We start from the raw sequence: 20,021 nt of genomic DNA on the forward strand, positions 1-20,021 counted from the left end.
TTTGACTTTAAAATTCAAGACTTTCCAACTATATTTAGTTACTCCCAATATTGCTTTTTATCTTCATTCATATATTCCTGAATTTTACGATCTTCCCAATCTCTTCCTAAAAACGGATTGTACGCAAAGGCCTTTAATCCTTGAAATATCAAACCTATACCCCACCCCATAGCTGGAAACCAAAACCAGTGAAATTGTGGCACATAGGTGAAATTAATGTACATTAAAAAAGGAATTACAAGACAGTATGCAATTAAGCTTGAATAAAACCCTTTTATCTCTTCTACACGCTCTACAGCCTTTATGTACTTTGAGCTTTCTATATTTTCTGATGTTTTCATAATTGTTGTTTTTTGAGTTAATAACGGTAATTTTACCGTAAATGCTTGTCCTGTTTTATCTACAGACACTTTTTTTAATGTGATTAAATTGTAACGATCTACAATATTTTTCAATCCAACTTTTGTTCCTTTTTCAACAATGGTTTTTGGATTGTAATTATTGGTTATAATTAAATAACCATCTTCTTCAATAATTTTTACTGTTAGTGGATTTTCTTCGGAAACCACATTGTGTTTTATGGTATTTTCTAATAACAACTGAAGCGATAGAGGAACAATTTTTAATTCTGGATTACTTGCTTTCTCTGGAATTTCAAAGGTAACAGCGTCTTCAAAACGCATTTTTAACAATTCCATATAGGTTTTTGCAAACAATAGTTCTTCATCTAAATCAATTAAATCTTTGTTTTTTTGCTCCAACACATACCTGTACACTTTTGAAAGTTTTGTGGTAAACTTTTCTGCTTGTTTCGGGTTTTCACCAATTAAAGAAGTTAAAACATTTAAACTATTGAATAAAAAATGAGGATCTATTTGACTTTTTAACGACTCATATTTAGCTGTTTCTGTTTTTGCAACTATTTGTTGCTCGGTAACTTTTTTCTCGCTTAAAGCCTTGTAAAAAAAAATAGCATGAAAAACCAAGCTGGCAATTAATGTTAAACTCAATCCAAATAAATAATAAGTTGTTGCGCCTTCATCATATAAAAAAGTATCTACTGGTTTTCCTAAAATTAGAACTAACGTTACAAACCTTAAAAGCACCAAACCTAGCATTGATAGTGTTACTGACCCCAAAGCACCAATTACCAATCTCTTTTTTGAATGCGCTTCCCAAGAAAATTTTGAATTCAAATAATAGAAAAAATAACCATTGATAGTTGATAGTACAAACGCATACATAAAATGAATACTAAAGACCTTAAATAATTGGTCTAAAGGCAAATTAAAACCACCTCCAAAAACAAAACGCTCAATTATAAAAATTACAATGGCAATTATTAATGAAATTTTAAGCAGGTATTTTAAATCTTTTCTCATGCTATATGTATTGATTATATGCTGCAATTTAAAACTTAATTTCTAAAATTACGTTGTTATTAGACACTTCAAATTTAGCATCTTCAAATTGTGGCGGACCAAAATTCATTACATTGTTTGATACTCCAAAAGCTTCCTTTGGCATTCCGTTTAATTCAAAATCCATTTGACCATTGCTATTTTCGTCATGAAAACAAACTATTGAATAGTTTCCTGTAGAAATATTTTCAAATTCAACTATACTCAAACCATTTTCAATAATTGCAGATTTACTTTCTAAAGGTGTTTTTAAAAAACCTTCTTCATTGTACAAAGCAAAAGCTATTGTTCCATTGTCACTTAAAGCATTTACTACAGATACTTTAATATTTCCTGTTTCTTTTAATTGCTCTTTTTCAGTTGACTGCGCCATTACGCCCGTTGTAAATAAAAAAGTCAGTGCTAAAATTAGATGTTGCATGTTTAATTGTTTTTATGGTTAATTATTAATTTTCACACTTCAAAAGTGCAGCAAAAACCACTATGAAAAAATAGATTATTACTGAACTGTTGTTTTTATGGGATGAATTGTTGATTCCTACTTATTCTCATTTTTTCAATAAAAATAATTTGAAAGAATTTAGAAATAACACACACTTAAAAAGAAAATCTACGTACAACAACCCCCAATTTCAAACGTTTTAAGAGCTAATAAAGTGGTAATTTAAAAACCTAACATTTGTCATATTTTTATATCAAAAAGTTCGTAACTTTATAACACTTTATTAATATTAACCGCACATATTATGAAAATATACGATGATAAACACATTAAAAATGTTGCTTTTGTAGGCGCTCACAAAAGTGGGAAAACCACGCTTGCAGAAACAATGCTCTTTGAAGCTGGCTTAGTCAAACGCCGTGGTAGTGTTGAAAACAAAAATACTGTTTCAGACTATCACGAAATTGAACAAGAAAGAGAAACTTCCATTTTTGCCACTCCTCTTCATACTGAATGGCGCAATTACAAAATAAACATTATTGATACTCCTGGCTTAGACGATTTTATTGGTGAAATCGCTTCAACTATGCGTGTTGCAGATTCTATTGTTACTGTAGTAAACGCACAACATGGTGTTGAAGTTGGAACTGAAATTATTTGGAATTATGTAGATCGTTTTTCAAAACCAACGTTATTCGTAATCAATCAAATAGATAGTCTTAAAGCCGATTTTAATGAAAGTTTTAAAAGTATTGTAGATTTAGTTGGAAATAACGCTGTTAAAATTCAATATCCAATAATAGATGGTGGTGCACAATGTATTATTGATGTACTTAAAATGAAAATGTACAAGTTTGGGCCTGAAGGAGGCAGACCTGAAAAACATCAAATTCCTTCAGATCAAATTGACATTGCAAATAAATTACACAATGAATTAGTTGAAAAAGCTGCTGAAAACGACGAAGATTTAATGGAACTTTATTTTGATAAAGGTGAATTAAATGAAGATGAAATGCGCGAAGGAATTAAAAAAGGAATGTTAAATCATGAAATTTTCCCTGTATTTTGTATTTCAGCATTGAATGATATGGGAAGTGGTCGTTTGATGGGATTCATTGATAATGTGGCACCTTCTGCTGCAGATTTAAAACCCGAGCAAAGTGTAGAAGGCGAAACTATAGAATGTAAGGTTGATGCGCCAACTTCATTATTCATTTTTAAAACTTTGTATGAACCTAACTTAGGACAAATTAGTTTTTTTAAAGTAAAATCGGGTGAAGTAAAACAAAATGATAAATTAGAAAATTCAAGAAACGAAGAAATTGAGATTTTGAATCAGTTGTATATTATGGACGGTAAAAACCGTGAACCTGTTGAAAAATTAAGTGCAGGTGATATTGGTGCTACCTTGAAATTAAAATACACGGAGACCAATGATACTTTAAGGACAAAAGATGCTAACATCACTATAAAACCTATAAAATATCCGGACCCAAGAATAAGAAAATGCGTAAATGCTGTTGATAAAAATGACGAAGAAAAATTAAACGAAGCACTTAAAAGACTTCACAGTCAAGATCCAACGGTTACCATTCAATATTCAACAGAATTAAAGCAACAAATCTTATCATGTCAAGGAGAATTGCATTTGGCTACTATAAATTCAATGCTTCAAAAAATTTATGGGATCAAAGCTAAATTTGAACAACCTAGAATTGCATATAGAGAGACTATTCAGCGTTCAGCAACTACAAGTTATAAGCACAAAAAACAATCTGGAGGATCTGGTCAATTTGGTGAAGTTCACTTAAAAATTGAACCTTGGTTTGAAGGAATGCCAGAACCAGAAGGATTTAACATTAGAGGTAAAGATGAAGTTTCTTTAGATTGGGGCGGAAAATTAATATTTTATAACTGTATAGTTGGAGGTGTTATAGATACTCGATACTTACCATCTGTATTAAAAGGTTGCCTAGAAGTTATGGAAGAGGGGCCGTTAACAGGATCGTATGCCCGAGATATTAGAGTAATGGTTTTTGATGGAAAAATGCACTCGGTAGATTCTAATGATATTTCTTTTAAAATTGCTGCAGCACACGCTTTTAAAGCTGCATTTTTACAAGCAAAACCAAAATTATTAGAACCCGTTCATGAACTTACAGTTAAGGTTCCTGAAGAATTAATGGGAAATGTGATGACCGATTTACAATCTAGAAGAGCTATTATTTTAGGAATGGATAGTGATGGCAGATACCAATCTATCAAAGCAAAAACTCCTTTGGCAGAAATGTATCGTTATTCTACAACTCTACGTTCTATTACTCAAGGTCGAGGAAGTTTTAGCACTAAATTCTCAAACTTTGAACTCGTTCCAAATAATATTCAAGATACGTTAACAAAAACAGGAAGTTAACCAAACATTTATTTTTAAATTAAAGACTCGCCTTTTCTTACGAATTTGGCGAGTCTTTTTTGGTATTCATATCAATATTTATTACTTAATTCAATTTAATTTTATAATTCACATTGGTTTAGTCGGTTTGTTACTTAACACAATTTTTATAAATTAATAAATACCAATACACTTGCAATTTATTAATAAATAACTGATTACAGAAACAAATACACTAATATTTAACACTTTAGATGGTTTTTAATTAAAAATTTAACAATATTAATTGCGTTTTTAGCAATCAATAGATATTCATCTGATAACAACTTAAAATGTAGAAGAAATCATTATATTTGCAAACTAATTTAGTAACTATGAAATTATTACTTTTAACATTGGCACTTTTAGGTGTTGGGGTTGCGGGAATAGCAATAAAAATTTGGGCAAAAAAAGACGGTAAATTCGCTGGTACTTGTGCTAGTCAGAACCCGCATTTAAACAAAAATGGAGAGCCTTGTGGATTCTGTGGGAAAACTGCAGATGAATGTGAAAACAGGTAATATATGTTGCTTGAATATGTGTTTATTGCTTTTATAGCAATTGTTTGTATTCAATTTATGTATTACATTCCATTATTTGGATCTTTTGCTTTTTCAAGGCAGCATACAAATCCCCCTTCTTTTAACAAACCCATTTCTGTAATTATTTGCGCTAAAAACGAAGCTAAAAATTTAACAAAAAACATCCCTACTTTTATTGAACAAAATTATTCGGATTTTGAATTAGTTTTGATCAATGATAGTTCTCATGACGATACGCTAAACATTTTAGAAGCGTTTCAAAAAAAACAACCTTCACTAATTAAAATTGTAAATGTTGCTGCCAATGAACAATTTTGGGGGAGTAAAAAATACGCTCTTACACTTGGCATAAAAGCTGCATCTCACGAATATTTATTATTTTCAGATGCGGATTGCAAACCGATTTCTAAAAATTGGATTACTGAAATGGCAGGGAATTACAGTGATTCAAAAGAATTGATTTTAGGTTATGGCGCCTATAAAAAAATCAATAAATCGTTTTTAAATAAAATAATTCGTTTTGAAACGCTTATAACTGCTGTACAATATTTTTCGTATGCTAAAATTGGAATTCCGTATATGGGGGTTGGACGAAATTTAGCGTACACTAAAGATTTGTTTTTCGCCAATAAAGGTTTTGTAAACCACATTAAAATTAAATCTGGTGACGATGATTTATTTGTAAATCAGGTGGCAACTAAAAAAAACACAGCCATTTGTACTTCAACTAATAGTTTTACTATTTCAACACCTAAAACATCTTTTAAAAACTGGATTCAACAGAAAAGAAGGCATATATCTACCGCTTCACACTACAAGCCATTACATAAATTTTTATTAGGCTTATACTATAGTTCACAACTGCTATTTTGGATGTTAAGTGCTGTTTTACTTTTATTTTTATATAACTGGCAAATAGTTGTTGGCTTGTTTATTTTTCGCAATATTTTGTTGTATCTTTCTGTTGGAATTTCAGCAAAAAAAATTAATGAAAAAGACTTGATTTTGTTCTTGCCTATTTATGAATTATTTCTGATTTTAGTACAATTGTTTATCTTTATAAAAAATCTAAGCTCAAAACCCTCACATTGGTAACAAAAAATAGCGATATTTCAACTTTAATTGAAAAAGCACGTTTAAAGGATCAAAAAGCTTTTAATGCACTTTTGAACACGTATTGGAGTGATGTGTTTAGGTTTCAGCTATCCAAAGCTGAAAATGAAGATGAAGCTGAAGACATTACCATTAAAACATTTTCAAAAGCTTTTGATAAAATTCACTTGTACAATGAACGCTACAACTTTAAAACTTGGTTAATTTCAATTTCAAAAAACATATTTTTAGACCATAAGCGAAAACAACGTACTGATATTATTTCTATCAATAAAAAGGAATCTGAAGCTTATAAAATTTTTGATGAAACACCATCTCCAGAAGATCAGCTTATTATTGAACAAAATTTAGCCCAGTTATTGAATTACATCAAACAATTAAAACCTCATTATCAAGAGATTATCAATCTTCGCTACTTTAGAGAAATGAGCTATAAAGAAATGGCTGATATGTTGAATGAACCTATGAGTAATATCAAAGTAAAATTATTAAGAGCTAAAAAATTATTAGCTGACATTATTGAAAAATCACGAAAAAATTGAAGTTTTCATTTTTTAATTGGTTAAAAAAATTAGGTCCTGGCTTATTGTTTGCAGGTGCTGCTATTGGAGTTTCTCACTTAGTACAATCTACACGCGCAGGAGCAGATTTTGGTTTTGGATTAATTTGGGCATTGATTTTAATTCATCTAATAAAATATCCTTTTTTTCAATTCGGACCTCGTTACGCTACCGCCACCGGTGAAAGTTTATTAGATGGTTACAAAAGATTAGGAAAAGGCGTTTTAGCAGCCTATTTTGTATTGAACCTAGCCACTATGTTTACCATTCAAGCAGCTGTAACTGTTGTAACTGCAGGCTTAGCAGCTAACTTATTTGGTATTACTACAAACCCAATTATCTGGAGTATTATTATAACCGTTATATGCTTTTTACTGTTAATTATTGGTCGTTATAAATTATTAGATCATTTAATGAAATTCATAATAGTAATACTTTCAATTAGCACAATTACGGCGTTCGCTTTAGCTGTTATCAATTCAAACACTAGTTATAATTTTGATCAAATTATTCCTGAAGGAAGTATTGAAGTTGCATTTTTAATTGCTTTTTTAGGTTGGATGCCAGCACCACTTGATGTTTCCGTTTGGCAATCGCTTTGGGCTATAGAAAAACAAAAAGACAAAAATTCTAAGTTCGATACTAAACAATCAATTTTTGATTTTAACATTGGTTATATTTCAACATTAATTCTTGGAGTATTTTTTGTTTCACTTGGAGCTATAGTAATGTTCAATTCTGGTGAAACGTTTAGCAACAGTGCTTTTAAATTTTCAGAACAACTCATAAATTTATACACGAGTAGCTTGGGTGCTAAAGCTTCTGTTTTTATTGCAGTCGCCGCATTTACTACCATGTTTAGCACTACATTAACTACACTAGATGCTTCCCCTAGAGCAATGACAAAAACGTTTGATTTATTAACCGATAAATCGTACAAAAACAGCTACTGGTTTTGGATTAGTTTTTTAGCCATTGGAACCATTTCAATATTATTATTTTTTATGTCTGAAATGGGTTTATTAATTAAAATCGCTACAATACTCTCTTTTTTAACAGCTCCGTTTTTTGCAATTATTAATTTTAAATTGATATCAGGAAAACACACACCAAAAGAACACCGTCCTTCAAACGGTTTAAAATTATTAAGTTGGATTGGAATTTTATTTTTAATAGGCTTTAGTATATGGTATCTTATTAGTTTATAAAATTCTTTGTATTTTTGCATTCAATTTTTATAAAGAATGTCAGAAACTACTAAAGAACGAATTCAAAAACCAAAATGGCTGAGAGTAAAACTGCCTGTTGGTAAAAAATACACTGAGCTTAGAAGTGTTGTTGATAAATATAAATTAAACACCATTTGTACCAGTGGAAGTTGCCCAAATATGGGTGAATGCTGGACTGAAGGAACTGCAACCTTTATGATTTTAGGAAATATCTGTACGCGTTCATGTGGATTTTGCGGTGTTAAAACCGGAAGACCTGAAACTGTAGATTGGGAAGAACCAGAAAAAGTAGCACGTTCTATTAAATTAATGAAAATTAAGCACGCCGTAATTACATCGGTTGATAGAGATGACATTAAAGATGGCGGTTCTATTATTTGGGCTGAAACCATTAATGCCATAAGACGAACAAACCCTGAAACGACTTTAGAAACTTTAATTCCAGACTTTCAAGGAAACACAACAAATGTTGACCGTATTTTAGCAGTGGCACCTGAAGTAATTTCTCATAATTTAGAAACGGTGAGACGTTTAACCAGAGAAGTGCGTATACAAGCTAAATACGACCGTAGTTTAGAGGTATTAAAATATATGAAAGACCAAGGTCAACGAAGAACTAAATCTGGGATTATGCTTGGTTTAGGAGAAACAGAAGACGAAGTTATTGAGACTATGCAGGATTTAGCCAATGCCAAAGTTGATATTTTAACCATTGGTCAATATTTACAGCCTAGTAAAAAACACTTGCCTGTAAAAGAATTTATTACACCTGAACAATTTGATAAATACAAAGAAATTGGTTTAAAAATGGGATTCAGACATGTGGAAAGTAGCGCTTTGGTACGTTCATCATATAAGGCTCAAAAACATTTAGAATAGTAATTTTTAAAAATATTATTTTTTACTTAATAAAAAAGTCCTGCTTCGGTAGGACTTTTTTTATTAAATATTAACTGAATTCTACTTTAACTTTTAATTAACAACTGTCTGAATATTAATGGCATAAGAATTGCGTTATAACAAACAAGACAAAGAAGTTGTTAGCTTTGTTTTTCATATAAAAATGTTTGAGTTAGTTGATTAAAAAAAGCGCCCCATAAAGCGCTTTTTTTATTTTTATATATTTCTGAAAGAATAATTGTTTAAAAAAATATTTTAACTTTTAATTAACAACCCCTTGAATATGAACGGCATAACAATTGCGTTATAACAATCAAGACAGAGAAGTTGTTAGCTTTGTTTTCATTTTAAATAATGTTTGAGTTAATTAAAAAAAGCGCCCCATAAGCGCTTTTTTTTGTTAATTGATTTTGTTTTACTTTATAATTTCACCATTTTCTAATAGTAAATTATAAACATATCCTGCTCCAAAATCTTTATCTAAAACAACGGTAGCTTTAAAAGTTACAATGTCTCCTAATTGCGCCAATTCACTTGTTGTAATAGTTAAGTCTTTTTTACCTTCAAAATTAGTTCCATCAACAATGTGTATCCAATTTTTATCTAAAATATTCTTATTTACTTTTACTACTTTCCCTCTAACTATAATTTCTTTTTTATTGAAATCGCTCTTATTTTTATAAAGTGCTCCTATTGAAATCCCACCTTCTGGCAGTTCTATTGAGATAGCTTCCGTTTTTTCTGATAAATTATCACTTTCTGAATGTGGGGTTTTAACTGTTGGTTTTGAAGCTGCTTCTTCCGAAGCACTAATTCCTTCAGAAAAAATTATAACATCAAAAGTTCTTTCAAGTTCTTTACTTTCAAAATTAACCATTTGCATTCCACTTGCATAATAATAGGTTTCACCCTTTTTTACAGTGGTACTTGGAATTGCCATCCAATACGTTTCACTACCTTCAGAAACATTGATATAAGTGTATCCTGCAGCATCCATAAATTCGTTAATTACAATCTTATGCACTGATGATTTTTCAACTTTAGGGCTATTATCCATCTTTGAATATGTTGCTTTGTCTTTACAACTTATCAATATAAAAACGCTTAAAATAACGAGTACTAGGTTTAATTTGTTTTTCATTTTTTATACTATTAAATTTTTATAAATGTAACCAATATCACTTACAAAACAACTGATATTCATCACCAATTAATTTCGGCTAAACCATTTTTTTTCAATTGCTTATTTGTTTCACTAAAATGTTTATTCCCAAACCAATAACCTCTATTAGCGCTTAAAGGTGAAGGGTGCCCACTTGTTAAAACTGTATGTTTTGAACAATCTATTTTTAGTCCTTTCTTTTTTGCATAACCACCCCACAATAAAAACACAACATTCTCTGTGTTTTCTGAAATGCTTGCAATAACGGCATCAGTAAATATTTCCCAACCTTTTTTTTGATGCGAACCCGCTTGGTGAGCTCTAACGGTTAAAGTAGCATTTAACAACAACACTCCTTGTTTTGCCCAACGCTTTAAATTTCCAGTTTTTGGAAAAGGAAGCTGTAAATCGGAATTAATTTCTTTAAAAATATTTATTAATGAAGGAGGATTCGCAATTCCATCGTTTACCGAAAAACACAATCCGTTAGCTTGACCTTCTCCGTGATATGGATCTTGTCCAATAATTACAACTTTTACCGCTTCAAAAGGACATAAATTAAAGGCTTCATAAATTTGTTCTTCTTTTGGGTAGCATATATTTGATTGGTATTCTTGCGCTACAAATTGGGTAAGTTGTTCAAAATAAGGTTTTTCAAATTCAGATTGTAGGTGTTTTTGCCAGCTATCATCAATTTTAACATTCATTATATCAGTTCGTCTTAAATTTATACTTTTGCCTATGTTTCAAAAGTAGTAATTTTTATGAGTAACATTTCAGAAAAGACATTAATAGATTTAGAATTTTTTACCATTTTAAAAACGGTAAGTGAATTTTGTATTTCTGATTTAGGTAAAAAAACTACGCTAGAAATTAAACCTTTTCAGAATAAAGTAGCAGCACAACTTGAATTGAATCAGGTAAATGAATATCTATCGTCTTATGTAAACGATAACCGTATTCCAAATCATTATTTTGATGATATACAAAAAGAAATTTATTTATTAAAAATTGAAAATAGTTATTTAGAACCTGCTGCATTTTTAAAAATATTAAACAATACCAATACTATTTTTGAACTTCTAAAATTCTTCAAAAAATTTAAAGACATTTACCCTACCCTATTTATGTCTTCCGAAGAAATTGAATATCAAAAAATAATTGCGGAAAACATCAATAAAATTATAACTTCGTTTGGAGAAGTAAGCGAGAATGCTTCACCACTTTTAAAAAGTATTAGAAAGGAAATAAATGCAATTAGAGCAAAAATAGGTTCAAGTTTTACACGTGCATTAAGCCAATACAACAGCGCTGGATATTTAGACGACATTAGAGAATCGGTTATAGACAATCAACGTGTGCTTGCTGTAATGGCAATGCACAGACGAAAAGTGAAAGGTAGCTTGGTTGGAAGCTCCAAAACGGGTAGCATTGTTTATATTGCACCTGAAGCTACGTTGCAATTTACTAGAGAATTACAAAATCTTGCGTATGAAGAACATCAAGAAATTGTTAGAATTTTAAAAGATTTAACCAATTCTCTTCGTGAATTTGTGCCTAATTTAAATCAATTTCAAAATTATTTAATAACACTTGATGTTATTGCTTCAAAAGCAACGTATGCAAATAAAATAAATGCTTGTTTACCAAAAATTACTTCTGAAAAAAAAGTATTTTTCCGTGATGCATATCACCCCATCTTATTTTTAAAAAACAACGAACAACAACTAAAAACAGTTCCTCAAACCTTAGAATTAAACTCTAAGCAGCAAATAATTGTAATTTCGGGGCCCAATGCAGGTGGAAAAAGTATTACCCTAAAAACCGTTGGTTTATTACAGGTTATGTTACAAAGTGGTTTTTTAATACCCGTACACGAACGTTCAGAAACTTACTTTTTTGAAAAAATACTGACAGATATTGGAGATAATCAATCTATTGAAAATCAACTAAGTACTTACAGTTATCGTTTAAAAAATATGCGTAATTTTTTACGAAGCTGTAATGATAGTACACTGTTTTTAATTGATGAATTTGGAACAGGAAGTGACCCTGAATTGGGTGGTGCTTTGGCTGAAATATTTTTAGAAGAGTTTTATTACAAAAAAGCTTTTGGTATTATTACAACACATTATGCCAATTTAAAAGTATTGGCAAGTGAATTAGAAAATGTTGCCAATGCCAATATGCATTTTGATGAAAAAACACTAGAGCCTTTATTCAAACTATTTATCGGTCAGGCTGGTAGTTCGTTTACTTTTGAAGTAGCACAAAAAAACGGCATCCCTTTTAGTTTAATTAACAAAGCTAAAAAACGTGTTGAAGGCGAAAAAGTTAGATTAGATAAAACCATTTCTAAACTTCAAAAAGAACGAAACAAGTTACAACATACTTCTGAAACTTTAGAAAAAGAAAAATCAAAAGCTGTTGAACAAACGGACAATTTGACTGAAAAACAACAAAAAATTCAGGAAAAATTAGAAGGCTTTCAAGAATTGTATGACCGTAATCAGAAAATGCTGTATTATGGAAGAAAATTTAATGAATTAGTTAACAAATATTTTCAAACGAACAATAAAAAAGCGTTTACTGCCGATCTTAATAAATGGGTTGCTATTGAAAAAACAAAACATTTAAAAAAGAATCCGCCAAAACCTAAAACCAAAGCTCAAAAAAAACAAGTAAAGGTTGAAAATAAAAAAGTGGAAGAAAAACTAAAAGTTATTGAAAAAGAAGTTGTTGTAGCAGTTGAAAAGGTAAGAGTTGTTAAAGAAATTGAAGCAAAAAAAGTAGCCAAGCAAAAAGCTGACTACGTTTTTAAAGTTGGTGATCGCGTTAAAATTATGGATAGTAATTCAACAGGAATTATTGAAAAAATTGAAAAGAAAAACGCCTTTATTAATTATGGTTTCTTTACTACTAAAACTACCTTAAATAAATTAGAACTGGTACAGGCAGCAAAAAAATAAATAATTAATCTTTCTGATAGCGTTCCATTTCACGATCATAAAATTCGCTTGCTTGCTCTATAAGCACCGCTACTTGCGTTTCTAATTCAGTTTGATCTTCACCCTGAAAGTCTTCCCACCATTCAATTTCATCATCAACTAAATTGATTAAAAATCTTGGGAATTCAGTATGAATTACAAAAATATCGTCTGGACAATCAGTGTTGTCTCCTAATAAAAATTTAGGTAGTTCCATTTTTCTGTTGTATTAATTTATTTGTTAAGTAATTAAATCTAAGTAATAATAAAATTGCTGAAGATGTTAAGGCTGTTAAAAGTCCAATCCAAATTCCTAATGGTCCCATTTCTAAAATTGTGCCTAAATAATAACACACCGGGAAACCAATTATCCAATATGCAATAAACGTTAATATCGAAGGAATATTCACATCTTGTAATCCGCGTAATGCTCCAAGCACCACCGCTTGTATTCCATCGGATAATTGAAAAAATCCAGCAACAACTAATAAGCTTGAAGCAATTCCAATCACTTCTAAATTATCGGTAAACATCCAGGGTAAAATATCTTTTAAAAGCATAAAACCTATGGAGAAACAAAACATGATTATAAATACCAATAAAAAATTAGAAAAAGCAATTCTTCTTAATTCCACATAATTTTTCAATCCTTTTTGATTTCCAACTCTTACCGTAGCAGCCACACCTACTCCCACCGCAATCATAAAAGTGGTTGTAGCTAACTTTAAAGCTATTTGATTGGAAGCTTGCGCATAGGCTCCAAAAGTCCCAGCTAATAAAACTGAAGCTGTAAATAAACCAACTTCAAATAACATTTGTAAAGCTGTAGGAAAACCTAGTTTTATAATTCTTTTTAGTATTTCTTTTTTAATTTCAGCAAAATGAATACGTTTTAAATACACCGTAAATATCAGTTTGTTACTTAAAACAATATACATAAAGAAAACCATTGCAATTCTTGAAATTAGTGTACCAATTGCCGCACCTACAATTTCCAATCTTGGAAAAATCCACATTCCATATATCAAGGCAAAATTCAACAATACATTAATTATATTTGCTACAATAGTGGCATGCATCGCATATTTTGTTTGAGATAAACCATCTGTAAATTGTTTAAACCCTTGAAATATCATTAAAGGAAGCATAGAAAATGCAACAATTTCGTAATAAGGAATTGCCAAAACCACCACTTCTTCTGGCTGGTCTAAATGATACAGAATTGGTTTTATCAGTACCAACATTGCAAACATTGCAACTCCCATAATAGTAGTTAGCACTAAACCATGTTGAAAAATTAGACGTCCTTTCTTTTCATCTCCCTCACTATCAGATTCTGCAATTAAAGGTGTAATTGCAAAAGAAAACCCCATTCCTATTGAAATGGCTATAAAAAAAACACTATTTCCTAATGACGTTGCAGCTAATTCAACAGGACCTAGCCTACCAACCATAATATCATCAATTAAACCAACCAATAAATGACCTAATGAACCAATCATTACTGGTGTAGCTATTTTTAAGTTCTTTTTAAACTCTGATGTGTACCTTTTTAAATCCAATTTAACCTTAATTAGGCTGCGAAGATACAAGTTTTAAAAAGCATTCTTAATAATGTTATACAAAAAAGAGACAAACTAAAAAGTTCATCTTTTTAGTTTGTCTCTTAAAAAATCGATTAAATATCTATTTAAACCATTTTAAAATCTAGCAATATTTCACCTTCAATTGAGGCTTGTAAACGATCTTCTTTAAAAATCTTACCAGTTCCGTGCGCTGGTGTTCCAGTAAAAATTAAATCCCCAGGCTCTAAGGTCATAAAACCAGACACGTAACTAATAATTTCAGCAAAATTGTAAATCATTAAGCTTGTGTTTCCTGTTTGCAATTGTTCTCCATTAATTTTTAAATCGAAGTTGATATTATTCAAATCTGAAAAATTTGAAATTGGTTTGAACGAAGAAATTGGTGCCGCACCATCAAATCCTTTCGCTAAATCCCAAGGCCCTTTTACATCTCGGTAGGCAGTTAATACATCTTTCGCCGTATAATCAATACCTATTCCTAATTCAGAAATATAAGAAACAGCATCTGCTTCAGAAATATTTTTTCCTTTTTCACCAATTTTTATAACCAATTCAGCTTCGTAAATCAATTCATTTGTAAATGAAGGAAATTCAACATCTTTATTATCTGTAACCAAAGAAGATTCAGGTTTTGAAAAAATAATTTGTTGACCATTTTTATTTGAAGCTACTTCTTCAATATTGTTTACGTAATTTTTGCCTATAGCAAGTATTTTCATTGTTTCTATGTTAATTATTAAAGTTTCAAAAATACATTATTTTGTAAATAAAATTGATTTTTAATGTGTTATTACTTCTATATAAATAAAATCTATTTCGGAATAAACTATTAAAATAAACAACATTTTAAATACCTATTTAAATACGTATATTTGTAAAACAAAAATAAAATATTCACTTTAAAAAATTATAAAAATGGCTGTATTAGTTGGAAAAAAAGCACCAAAATTTAACGCTCAAGCGGTAGTTAATGGAATGGAGTTTGTTGAAAATTATTCTTTAGAACAATTTGAAGGTAAAAAATATGTTGTATTATTCTTTTACCCAAAAGATTTTACTTTTGTTTGCCCTACTGAACTTTTTGCTTTCCAAGAAAAATTAGCAGAATTCGAAAAAAGAAATGTGCAAATAGTTGCTGTATCTACTGATACTGAGCAGTCTCACTGGGGTTGGTTACAAATGGAAAAAAATGCTGGAGGAATTCAAGGTGTTACTTACCCTCTAGTTGCGGATACTAACAAAACAATCTCTAAAAACTACGATGTTTTAGCTGGAGATTATTTTTACGATGACAATGATCAATTACAAGCTAGCGGTGAATTAATTGCTTACCGTGGATTATTTTTAATTGACAAAGACGGAATTGTACGTCACCAAGTTGTAAATGATTTACCATTAGGAAGAAATGTTGACGAAGCTTTAAGAATGGTTGACGCTTTACAATTTAATGAAGAACACGGAGAGGCTTGTCCTGCAAACTGGACTTCAGAAAAAGAAGGATTAACAACAACTCACGAAGGTGTTGCTGATTATTTATCAAAAAATTAAAGTACTACTAATACTAACTAAAATTAAATTGCTAAAAAACTCTCGATTTGTTTCGAGAGTTTTTATTTTTAAACTAAATTTGATAATCTTAAAAAATAAAAAATATTATGGCTAAAATAACATTGAAAGGTACCCCTTTTAAAACAGTTGGAAAATTACCTAAAGTAGGCAAGAAAGCACCTAAATTCTCTTTAGTTGCTGCTGATTTATCAAAAAGCAAATTAAAAGACTTTAAAGGATCAAAAGTGATTTTGAACATTTTCCCTAGTTTAGATACAGGTACTTGTGCTGCTTCAGTTCGCAAATTTAATGAAGAAGCAGCAAAATTAGAAAACACCAAAGTATTATGTATTTCAAGAGATTTACCTTTTGCTCAGGCTCGTTTTTGTGGAGCTGAAGGTTTAGAAAACGTAATTACTTTATCAGACTTTGCTTCAGGAAAATTTGGAAAGGCCTACGGTTTAACAATTGAAAACGGACCTTTAGCAAACCTACATTCAAGAGCAATTGTTATTGTTGATGAAAAAGGTGATGTAATTTATACGGAACAAGTTCCTGAAATTGTTGACGAACCAAATTACGAAGCTGCTTTAAAAGCATTATAATTATAAATGAATACAGAGCGTAATTTTTTTCTGAATAGAATAAAAGCATTTAAGTATGCTGCAAAAGGTTTTTGGATTTTAATTACTACTGAAAAAAGTATTATTGCCCAAGCTATAATTGGTATTATAGTTACCATATTTGGGTTTATAATGAATCTTTCTGCTACCGAATGGTTATTTCAAATTATTGCAATAGCTTTAATTTTGGTAGCAGAATCATTAAATACAGGTATTGAAAAGTTGGCCGATTTTGTACATCCTGAATATCATAAAGAAATTGGTCGTATTAAAGATATTTCTGCAGGCGCTGCTTTTTTTGCAGCTATTTTCGCTGTAATTATTGGTTTAATAATTTACATCCCTAAATTTATTTTGTAAATTAACCTCAATCACTTTAATTTTATATTTTTGTGACATAATTACATACATGGCGAAAAAGAAAAAAACAACTACTAAAACACCCAAAGCACCAAGGTTTCAAAAAATAAAAGCATTTTTTGGAAATAGACAAACTCAAACAATTTTGGGCTTGTTTATCATGCTGTTTGCAATCTTTCTACTCGTTTCTTTTATTTCCTACCTTTTTAATTGGCAAGATGACCAAAGTCAACTTGAAGATTTTTCAAATAAAAAAGTCGGCGTTAAAAACTTATTAGGTAAAATAGGCGCAAGTATTAGTCACTTTTTTATTTATGATGGTTTCGGTTTTATTTCACTATATATTCCAGTTTTAGTCTTCTTTTCAGGTTTACTTATTTTTATGAAAGGTAGCTTAACCAAAATTAGAAATTCTTGGGGTTGGGGAATTTTAGGTGTTTTATGGTTTTCAATTGCATTTGGCTTTTTAGCACATAAAAATGCTTTACTAGCAGGTGTTGTAGGCTTTGAATTAAATAGCTATTTACAGCAGTTTTTAGGAAAAACAGGTCTGTTTTTAGCCTTATTGTTTTTGTTTATTTCCTACTTTATCATACGTTTTAAATTAACTCCTGAAAAAATAAAGGAAAATTTACCTAAAAAAGAAAAACTGGTTGCTACTGAAAGTTCAGATATAACGGCTAATTTAACTTCTGAAATTAACGAAAAACAAGTTTTAGATACTGAAGAGAATTCGATCGTTGAATTATCTCTTGATAAGGTTGAACCCATTATTGAAGAAAATACTATTACTGAAACTTTAGTTGTTGAAAATACGGTTAAAACAACACAAAACGAAAAAGATAATGAGGATGTTTCAATCGAAGTTGAACAAAGCGTTGAAGAAAAACATGTAGTAGAAAATTTATCTGATAAATTAGTAAAAGATTTTGGAGAATTTGATCCTACCCTTGAATTGGGCAATTATAAATTCCCGACACTTAATTTATTAAAAGATTACAATGAGACCATTTCGGTAGATCAAGAAGAATTAGAAGCCAATAAAAATAGAATTGTTGAAACTTTAAACAATTATAAAATTGGTATCGCTAAAATAAAAGCTACCGTAGGACCTACAGTAACTTTGTATGAAATTGTTCCCGATGCAGGTATTCGTATTTCAAAAATTAAAAATTTAGAAGATGATATTGCTTTATCGCTTTCTGCTTTAGGAATTCGAATTATTGCGCCAATCCCAGGAAAAGGAACCATTGGTATTGAAGTACCAAATAAAAAACCAACGATGGTTTCTATGAAATCTGTAATTTCTTCAACCAAATTTCAAAATTCAGAAATGGAATTGCCTATTGCTTTAGGTAAAACTATTTCAAACGAAACTTTTGTAGTTGATTTGGCTAAAATGCCCCATTTATTAATGGCAGGTGCTACAGGTCAAGGAAAATCTGTTGGGTTGAATGCTGTTTTAACATCATTATTATACAAAAAGCATCCTGCTGAAGTAAAATTTGTATTGGTTGACCCTAAAAAAGTTGAATTAACGCTGTTTAACCATATTGAAAGACATTATTTAGCCAAACTACCTGACACTGAAGATGCCATTATTACCGATACTACAAAAGTAATTAATACACTAAATTCTATGTGTATTGAAATGGATGCCCGTTATGATTTGCTGAAAATAGCCATGGTGCGAAATATTAAGGAATACAATGCTAAATTTAAAGCAAGAAAATTAAATCCGAACGACGGTCATAAATTTTTACCCTACATTGTGTTGGTTATTGATGAATTTGCCGATTTAATTATGACTGCTGGTAAAGAAGTTGAAACTCCTATTGCGCGTTTAGCTCAACTTGCCAGAGCCATTGGTATTCACCTAATTGTGGCTACTCAAAGACCATCTGTGAATGTAATTACAGGTATTATTAAAGCTAATTTCCCTGCCAGAGCAGCATTTAGAGTAACTTCAAAAATTGATTCAAGAACAATTTTAGACAGTTCAGGTGCCGATCAATTAATTGGCAAAGGGGATATGTTATTTACAAATGGAAATGATGTTGTACGCTTACAATGTGCATTTGTTGACACTCCTGAGGTTGAAAAAATTACTGATTTTATTGGTTCGCAAAGAGCATATCCTGAAGCACATTTATTACCTGAATATAGTGGTGAAGAAGTTGGCACAAGTCTTGATATTGATATTAGCGAACGAGATGCTTTATTTAGAGACGCGGCATTATTAATTGTACATGCGCAACAAGGTTCAGCATCTTTATTACAACGAAAATTAAAATTAGGTTATAACAGGGCGGGTAGATTGATTGATCAATTGGAAGCAGCAGGTATTGTTGGTCCATTTGAAGGAAGTAAAGCTCGTCAGGTTTTAGTGCCTGATGAATTATCTTTAAACCTTTTATTAGACGGAGAAAAAAACACTGATAGTTAAAGAATTATAGTTAAAATGAAAAAAATAATAGTAGTATTAAGCATTGTATTTTTAAGTTTCCCAATCGTTGGTCAAAATTCTCAGGAAGCAAAATCATTGCTCGATGAAGTAGCCACAAGAGTTGAAAGTTATAAAAATATTCAACTTGAATTTATTCATAAATTAGACAATAATGATGCGGATGTACATCAACAAACAAGAGGAAATGTATCTTTAGAAGGCGATTTATACCATTTAAATTATATGGGTACTGAGCAAATTTTTGATGGTAATAAAATCTATTTAATTATACATGAAGATGAAGAAGTCATTATTCAAGATCCTTCAACCACTGAAGAAGAAACCCTAACACCTTCAAAAATGTTTTCGTTTTATAAAAATGGATTTGCTTATGAAATGGACAAATTAAAAACAATTAAAGGTATCAAAATTCAATATGTAAAATTAACGCCTCTTGAAAGTGATTCTGAAATTAAGCAAATACTTGTTGGTATTGATGTAAAAACAAAACACATTTATAATATTATTGAAATTGGAGAAAACAATACGGTAACTACTTTAGAAGTAAGAACCTTCAAAACCAATCAACCAATATCAGAAAATCTTTTCAAATTTGATTTAGAAAAATTCAAAAATCAAAAAAACTACACCATCTCTGAACCAAACTAGTC

Annotated in this window: 19 protein-coding genes; 12 read left to right on the forward strand and 7 right to left on the reverse strand. The window is 30.4% G+C overall.

All coding sequences use genetic code 11. From position 1 onward, the window contains the following. Positions 1–38: 38 nt before the first annotated feature. A complete protein-coding gene (locus CHB67_RS07635) occupies positions 39–1,382 on the reverse strand; it encodes a 2TM domain-containing protein (RefSeq protein ID WP_089381173.1) in 1,344 nt (447 codons plus the stop codon). A 28-nt stretch (positions 1,383–1,410) separates the two neighbouring features. Continuing rightward, positions 1,411–1,842, reverse strand: coding sequence for a DUF2141 domain-containing protein (locus CHB67_RS07640; protein WP_089381174.1), 432 nt, complete (start codon positions 1,840–1,842; stop codon positions 1,411–1,413). Positions 1,843–2,167: 325 nt separating this feature from the next. On the opposite strand from CHB67_RS07640, the gene CHB67_RS07645 reads away from it, so the two are divergent. From CHB67_RS07645 to lipA, 6 genes are all read left to right on the forward strand, one after another. Further along, positions 2,168–4,276 (forward strand): elongation factor G, encoded by a 2,109-nt coding sequence (locus CHB67_RS07645; RefSeq protein ID WP_089381175.1) that lies wholly within the window; start codon positions 2,168–2,170, stop codon positions 4,274–4,276. Between the two features lie 353 nt (positions 4,277–4,629). Beyond that, entirely contained in the window at positions 4,630–4,815 is a 186-nt protein-coding gene (locus CHB67_RS07650; RefSeq protein ID WP_089381176.1) for a membrane or secreted protein, read from the forward strand. Positions 4,816–4,818: 3 nt separating this feature from the next. Then, positions 4,819–5,931, forward strand: coding sequence for a glycosyltransferase (locus CHB67_RS07655; RefSeq protein WP_176461235.1), 1,113 nt, complete (start codon positions 4,819–4,821; stop codon positions 5,929–5,931). Beyond that, a complete protein-coding gene (locus CHB67_RS07660) occupies positions 5,925–6,491 on the forward strand; it encodes an RNA polymerase sigma factor (protein WP_176461236.1) in 567 nt (188 codons plus the stop codon). The genes CHB67_RS07655 and CHB67_RS07660 overlap by 7 nt, the downstream gene beginning before the upstream one ends. Continuing rightward, positions 6,488–7,717 carry an NRAMP family divalent metal transporter gene (locus CHB67_RS07665; RefSeq protein ID WP_089381178.1) on the forward strand — a complete coding sequence of 410 codons (1,230 nt, stop codon included), beginning with the start codon at positions 6,488–6,490 and terminating at the stop codon, positions 7,715–7,717. Before CHB67_RS07660 ends, CHB67_RS07665 begins: the two co-directional genes overlap by 4 nt. A gap of 36 nt (positions 7,718–7,753) precedes the next feature. After that, positions 7,754–8,617 carry a lipoyl synthase gene (gene lipA, locus CHB67_RS07670; RefSeq protein ID WP_089381179.1) on the forward strand — a complete coding sequence of 288 codons (864 nt, stop codon included), beginning with the start codon at positions 7,754–7,756 and terminating at the stop codon, positions 8,615–8,617. Positions 8,618–9,053: 436 nt separating this feature from the next. On the opposite strand, the gene CHB67_RS07675 is transcribed toward lipA, so the two are convergent. Further along, on the reverse strand, positions 9,054–9,779 hold the full coding sequence (locus CHB67_RS07675; protein WP_141119690.1) for a DNA-binding protein: 726 nt from the start codon (positions 9,777–9,779) through the stop codon (positions 9,054–9,056). 62 nt (positions 9,780–9,841) lie between these two features. Continuing rightward, on the reverse strand, positions 9,842–10,507 hold the full coding sequence (gene ung / locus CHB67_RS07680; protein ID WP_089381181.1) for a uracil-DNA glycosylase: 666 nt from the start codon (positions 10,505–10,507) through the stop codon (positions 9,842–9,844). 57 nt (positions 10,508–10,564) lie between these two features. Here ung and CHB67_RS07685 point away from each other — a divergent pair, with 57 nt between their 5' ends. Beyond that, the gene (locus CHB67_RS07685) at positions 10,565–12,769 is read left to right on the forward strand and encodes an endonuclease MutS2 (protein WP_089381182.1); all 2,205 of its coding nucleotides are present in this window, start codon (positions 10,565–10,567) and stop codon (positions 12,767–12,769) included. Positions 12,770–12,773: 4 nt separating this feature from the next. Here the strand turns inward: CHB67_RS07685 and CHB67_RS07690 are convergent, their stop codons facing one another. From CHB67_RS07690 to CHB67_RS07700, 3 genes are all read right to left on the reverse strand, one after another. Continuing rightward, on the reverse strand, positions 12,774–13,004 hold the full coding sequence (locus CHB67_RS07690; protein ID WP_089381183.1) for a hypothetical protein: 231 nt from the start codon (positions 13,002–13,004) through the stop codon (positions 12,774–12,776). After that, positions 12,991–14,349, reverse strand: a complete 1,359-nt coding sequence (locus CHB67_RS07695; protein ID WP_089381184.1) for an MATE family efflux transporter — start codon at positions 14,347–14,349, stop codon at positions 12,991–12,993. The genes CHB67_RS07690 and CHB67_RS07695 overlap by 14 nt, the downstream gene beginning before the upstream one ends. A 128-nt stretch (positions 14,350–14,477) precedes the next feature. Continuing rightward, the gene (locus CHB67_RS07700; RefSeq protein WP_089381185.1) at positions 14,478–15,092 is read right to left on the reverse strand and encodes a fumarylacetoacetate hydrolase family protein; all 615 of its coding nucleotides are present in this window, start codon (positions 15,090–15,092) and stop codon (positions 14,478–14,480) included. A 196-nt stretch (positions 15,093–15,288) separates the two neighbouring features. Here CHB67_RS07700 and CHB67_RS07705 point away from each other — a divergent pair, with 196 nt between their 5' ends. From CHB67_RS07705 to CHB67_RS07725, 5 genes are all read left to right on the forward strand, one after another. Further along, positions 15,289–15,921: a peroxiredoxin gene (locus tag CHB67_RS07705; protein ID WP_089381186.1), complete on the forward strand. Its 633-nt coding sequence runs from the start codon at positions 15,289–15,291 to the stop codon at positions 15,919–15,921. Positions 15,922–16,028: 107 nt separating this feature from the next. Then, entirely contained in the window at positions 16,029–16,526 is a 498-nt protein-coding gene (gene tpx / locus CHB67_RS07710; RefSeq protein ID WP_089381187.1) for a thiol peroxidase, read from the forward strand. A 6-nt stretch (positions 16,527–16,532) separates the two neighbouring features. After that, positions 16,533–16,904, forward strand: a complete 372-nt coding sequence (locus tag CHB67_RS07715; RefSeq protein WP_089381188.1) for a diacylglycerol kinase — start codon at positions 16,533–16,535, stop codon at positions 16,902–16,904. Positions 16,905–16,953: 49 nt separating this feature from the next. Further along, the gene (locus CHB67_RS07720) at positions 16,954–19,350 is read left to right on the forward strand and encodes an FtsK/SpoIIIE family DNA translocase (RefSeq protein WP_089381189.1); all 2,397 of its coding nucleotides are present in this window, start codon (positions 16,954–16,956) and stop codon (positions 19,348–19,350) included. Positions 19,351–19,365: 15 nt separating this feature from the next. Further along, positions 19,366–20,019 (forward strand): LolA family protein, encoded by a 654-nt coding sequence (locus CHB67_RS07725; RefSeq protein ID WP_089381190.1) that lies wholly within the window; start codon positions 19,366–19,368, stop codon positions 20,017–20,019. Positions 20,020–20,021: the final 2 nt, after the last annotated feature.

The sequence above is a fragment of the Lutibacter agarilyticus genome (assembly GCF_900188235.1).
Taxonomy (GTDB): domain Bacteria; phylum Bacteroidota; class Bacteroidia; order Flavobacteriales; family Flavobacteriaceae; genus Lutibacter; species Lutibacter agarilyticus.